Raw genomic sequence first — 2,516 nt, 5'->3', positions numbered from 1 at the left:
CGGTTAAACCTGCTCCAACGTTCGCTCTGAACCCGAACATCGTTGTATACATTACACGGGACCGTTGGAATTGGATTGACCCTGCAAGGAAGGCAGCCGATCTTCAGCTTCATGCAGATTGGGAAGCGGTAGCCAGCCGAGTGGGCTGGTATGATTACCTGAACGGCACCCCTTATTTGTTGCCGCGGATCTATAATAATCTGATGGCCGATAATTATCAGCTGGCCAAGGACCTCGGTGTGGTAGGTCAATATGCGGAGCTATACCCGGACTGGGGAGAAGGTCCGAAGCCGTGGATATCAGCTAAGCTGCAGTGGAATGCGGATCTTGATGTGAACGATCTCGAAGCCGAATGGTACACTCGCGCAGTTGGCCCAGCGGCTGCACCGTACTTGCAAGCTTATTACGATCATTGGGAACATTTCTGGACTGTTCGTATCAAGGCATCGCCCTTCTACGCATCTCCTTCTTCCGTCCGCCCAGACTATATAGAGCTGGTCACAGCTGAGGAGATTGCGGACAGTAGGCAATTGCTGGAGATGGCCGTGGCTCTGTCTCAGTCGAATAAGCAAAAAGCTCGTGCCAACATGCTGCTGAGAGCATTCGAATACTTCGAAGCGACTGTGCTCAGTTATCCGCAGGCAACGACCCCGCCCGCTGATGAGAATGAGGCGCTCGCTCTGCTGGAGCATGCAGCCGGAACGTTTCAGGAACGATTGCAGATGGGAGAGAAACGCCTGGATTTGCTGGAGCAATTCAAGACCGATCCGGTCCTGATTCATATGACCAACGCCTTGTCGAAGAGCACGTTGTTATGGTCCGGCTACAATGTGGACGAATTCTGGTTTCTTGTAACCTACATGAAGCAGCATGAACCGTCTGGCGGGCCCGTAACAGATAGAACGATAGCGCTGTCTGAAGCCTTCAGTCCTTCCTCGCGTGAATATGCACACTTGCTGCTGTCTGCTTTGGCTTCGTCGAACAGTATCGTGAATCCATCCTTCGAGGCTGGCACCGATCAAGCCCCGCCATGGACCGTATACAAAACGACAGGAACAAGAACCTTCAGTCGCGCAGAAGGTATAGCTCTGACCGGAAACGCGAGTCTTCATGTGGAAGGTACGGGATGGGGAGGACCTGGGCAAATCGTATCAGCAGCTCCCGGGTTCGCTAACATGCAAGTTAGCTATAAAACCGTCTCGGAAGTTGTTTACGCCAGAGACGTCATCCAGATCGGTGTGAATTTACTAGATGAGAATGGAGTAATTATCAAGTATAGTTCGGTTCGTTCGGATATATTTCCTTTGTCTGCGGGTTCGGGAACTTGGGCAACCGCTTATTTAAACGGGGAAATTCCGGAGAAGATCGGTAATGTTCCCGTTAAGAAGCTGGAGCCGATCATTCTGGTGGAAAGCGACCATCCTGTTGAGGTGTATCTGGATGATGTGAAATTGTACAATCCCGGAGGCTCTTCAATACCAAGCGGGTCTGGAACGGTAACGGGAACCGTATACGGAATCGGTGATACTCCGCTAAGCGGAGCGACTGTAACAGTAACGGGAAATGTATACGGTGTGACGACTAATGCGCAAGGGAATTACGCTATGGCGGGCGTATCCCCGGGTATTCATACGCTTACAGTAACACATGTAGGGTATGAGGATGTCGTCTCGTCCGGATTTCAGCTGGCCAAATGGGAGACGAAGTCCGTCGACGTGTTTATGATTGATACCGTTGCTCCGACCCTCTCTTCTGTAACCGCAGGCCCGGTGTCGATAGGGACCCGAATTGCCGCAACTAGCTCAGAGAATGGGATGCTCTACCTTGTGCCAAGCAGCATAACGCCTACTCTAGCGAATATTGAGGCTGCCGCTGTTGTAACGGTTGGCAGTACGGTCTATGGTACGCGAACATCTGCTAAGGCTGGTGTTGCTGGTGCCTTGAATACGGTGGGATTCGCTCCAGGCAGCTATACAGCCTATGCCGTCGATGCGGTGGGCAATGTCTCTACGGGTACGTCTCCGATTATGATTGTTAGCCCGGCGCTTGCCGCTATCTTGACGCTTAATCCTTCCTTCGAGTCAGGAACGGGCTCGGCCACCTCGTGGATACTGTCTCCGAATACGACGCAGTCGCGAACGTTCCAGCGTGTCGAGGGAATCGCCTACTCAGGAACAGCCAGCGTTCTTGTTAGCGGAACCGGATATGGTGGACCGGCGCAAACATTTAATATCCAGCCTGGAGACGCGACTATCAAGCTTCGGTATAACACAGCATTGGGCGTAAGCGGGAATGCGAATATTGGGATAGGCTTGTATCTGCTGGATGCAGCGGGTAATAACGTGGGTGGTACCGCGATCAAGCCAGCTCAGAATCTGCTTACACAATCAATCGGGGCCTGGGGGGAAGCCTCGTGGGATGTGACCGTTCCTGCCAAATTTGCTGGTACGAACATAGATGTGAAGAAAGTTAGGCTAGCCGTGCTTGTCTACAGCTTGAGTTCGATAGTGGTGTAT

At 52.2% G+C, this 2,516-nt stretch carries 1 protein-coding gene; it reads left to right on the top strand.

Annotation, left to right across the window (positions count from 1 at the left end; genetic code table 11):
* Nucleotides 1-2,516: DUF4838 domain-containing protein (locus tag AC1DWB_RS33535; protein ID WP_477545418.1), on the top strand; the 2,516-nt coding region annotated here is incomplete at both ends.

It is taken from the genome of Paenibacillus sp. P4_E11 (assembly GCF_056401635.1).
This window is presented reverse-complemented; position numbering and strand designations above follow the sequence as displayed.